This is a genomic window from Spirillospora sp. NPDC046719, from assembly GCF_040645715.1.
In the GTDB taxonomy this organism is placed as follows: Bacteria; Actinomycetota; Actinomycetes; order Streptosporangiales; family Streptosporangiaceae; genus Spirillospora.
Genome location: NZ_JBEYYT010000760.1, coordinates 1 through 2,722 on the forward strand (window position 1 = coordinate 1; position 2,722 = coordinate 2,722).

Consider the following 2,722-nt stretch of genomic DNA (forward strand, 5'->3'; position numbering starts at 1 on the left):
GGGTACCATCTCCTGGGGGCCGCCGACCTCGGGGACGAGCCCCGCGCGCGCGGGGGTGCGGCGGCCGCGCGCCGGCTCCACGTCGTCGTGCCGTCGTTCCAGTTCTCCCGTCATGCCGCTCCCGCTGGTGCCTCTCCGAAGGGCCGACCCCCCGGACGTGTCAGGCGGCGCACTCGGTGCAGACCGGCTGGCCGTTCTTCTCGGTGGCCAGCTGGCTGCGGTGGTGCACGAGGAAGCAGCGCGTGCAGGTGAACTCGTCGGCCTGCCGGGGGACGACCCGGAAGGTCAGTTCCTCGTTGGACAGGTCGGCGCCGGGCAGCTCGGCGACCTCACCGGCGTCCAGGTCCTCGTCGATGATGCTGGCGGCCTTGTCGGCGCGCCGGGCCTGGAGCTCCTGGAGGCTGTCCTCGCTCAGGTCGTCGTCTGTCTTGCGTGGGCTGTCGTAGTCGGTCGCCATCTTCTATCTCCATCCCCCTCAGTGCTTTATGCGCCCCGTCGCGCGGAACTAACGCTCGGGGGACCGTTCTTGTGCCCGATCCGGGCGGGAAATTCTGTCACGGTTGGTGAGCTGCGACACACGAGGCGCGACCGTTCCCACGAGTGACACCGATCACCCGTTCCCCACCCTCGCGTTGTGTCGTCCGTCACACGCCCCGTCGGCGCTCCGGCATGCTCCCGAAGGGCCGGTGCGCCTGGCGGGGTTCCCGCGGCGGCGGGGATCATATCGGTCCCGGGAGCGTTGCGCGCGCCGACCGGCCCGCGGCGCGCGGGACGGCCCGAACCGGCTGGTGGACCGCTGAACCAGACGCTTCGGTGAAACGTCTGAACTAACGCGATATCGTGCCCGCCTGAGGTCGGGGGCCGGGCTCGCCGGCGCCGTGCGGGGCCGGTACGGGGACCCGGGCCTCGCGACGGGGCCCGGACGCACAATGTCGCGGGACATCACTGCGGGTCACTGGAGGATCAGATGCCGGATGCCGCTCCGCTGGAGCCGGGCGATCCCAGGGCACTGGGTCAGTTCGAGGTCGTCGGCCGGCTCGGCGCCGGGGGGCAGGGCGCGGTCTTCCTCGGCCGCGCGCCGGGCGGCGAGTACGTGGCCGTCAAGCTGCTGCACGCCCAGATGGCGAACGACCCCGCCGCGCGCGCCCGCTTCACGCGGGAGGTGGCGGCGGCGCAGAAGGTCGAGCCCTTCTGCACCGCGCGGGTGCTCGAGGCCGACGTGCACGGCGACCAGCCGTACGTCGTCAGCGAGTTCATCGACGGCCCGTCGCTGCACGACGTGGTCGCGCACAACGGCCCGCTCGGCGCCGCCGAGCTGGAGCGGCTGGCGATCGGCACCGTGACGGCCCTCGCGGCCATCCACGAGGCCGGGATCGTGCACCGCGACTTCAAGCCCAACAACGTCATGCTGGCCTCCGACGGCCCGCGCGTCGTGGACTTCGGCATCGCCCGGACGGTCAACTCGCAGGAGAGCGCCGTCACCGCGACCGGCATGGTCGTCGGGACGCCCGGCTACCTGGCGCCCGAGCAGCTGACCGGCGCGCCGCTGACGCCCGCGGTGGACATCTTCGCCTGGGGCGCGACCATGGTGTTCGCGGCCACCGGGCAGTCGCCGTTCGAGGCCGACACGCTGCCGGTCATCATCAACCGCATCCTCAACGAGGACCCGGACCTGTCGGCGCTGCCGCCCGGCCCGGTGCGGGACCTGGTCGCGCGCTGCCTGTCCAAGGACGCGGGGCTGCGCCCGCCGGCGCCGCAGCTGCTGCTGAACCTGCTCGGCGCGGTCGGCGCCGCGCCGGCGAACCCCGGCGCCGACCCGGAGGACCTGCTCAACCAGGGCACCCGGATCGCCGCGCAGATGCCCGCGCCGCCGCGGGTGCCGCCGGCGCCGCGCCCGCAGCCGCCGCAGCAGTCGATCACCCCGCCGCCGATGCCGCTGCACCAGGGCGGCATGCAGGGCGGGATGCAGGGCGCCGGGATGCAGGGCGGCATGGGAGGGCCGGCGACGCCGCCCCCGCAGCCGATCACGCCGCCGCCCATGCCGATGTACCAGGGCGGCATGCAGCCCCCGCCGCCGAACATGCCGATGGGGCAGCGGCCTCCCGTGCAGGGGCCGATGCAGCCGCCGATGGCCTACGGGCCGCCGCCCGCGAAGTCGAGCTCGCCGGGCCCGGCCATCGCGATCGGCTGCGGCGTGCTGGCGCTGATCGCGCTCATCGGCGTCGTGGTGTTCGTGATCATCGCCGCCAACAACAGCGACGGCGCCGACCCGACGCCGACGTCGTCGATCTACACGCCGCCGACCGAGAGCTCGCCGACGGGCTCGTCCCAGGGCGGGCTGGTCGGCGTGTGGAACGGCGACGGCTACCAGCCGGGCGCCCCGGCCGGCCACCAGAACTTCAAGGCGGAGTTCGCGCTGGTCTACACGCACGGCACCGCGAAGTACGACTACGGCAGCGTCCAGCCGACCTGCTACACGAACCTCGCGCTGCTGTCCGGCGACGAGACCAGCAGCTACGTCGAGTACCAGGAGACGCCGATGGCGGGGCAGAAGACGGAGAACTGCGCGCCCGGCTACGTCCGGTTCGTCAACCCCGGCGGCAGCACCATGCGCTGGGAGTGGCGGCAGACCCGCAGCGCCCCGACCCCCTCGGCGTCCGGGACGGTGAGCGACTGACCGCTCCGCCGGCCGGACCGGCCCGGGCCGGGCCCGCCGGGCCCC

At 73.8% G+C, this 2,722-nt stretch carries 2 protein-coding genes; one reads left to right on the plus strand and one right to left on the minus strand.

From position 1 onward, the window contains the following. Positions 1 to 160: 160 nt before the first annotated feature. A complete protein-coding gene (locus ABZ914_RS49785) occupies positions 161 to 457 on the minus strand; it encodes a DUF4193 domain-containing protein (RefSeq protein WP_433150812.1) in 297 nt (98 codons plus the stop codon). A 510-nt stretch (positions 458 to 967) separates the two neighbouring features. Between ABZ914_RS49785 and ABZ914_RS49790 the strand changes: the two genes are divergently transcribed. Further along, entirely contained in the window at positions 968 to 2,677 is a 1,710-nt protein-coding gene (locus tag ABZ914_RS49790; protein ID WP_500201585.1) for a serine/threonine-protein kinase, read from the plus strand. The last annotated feature ends 45 nt before the right edge of the window (positions 2,678 to 2,722 follow it).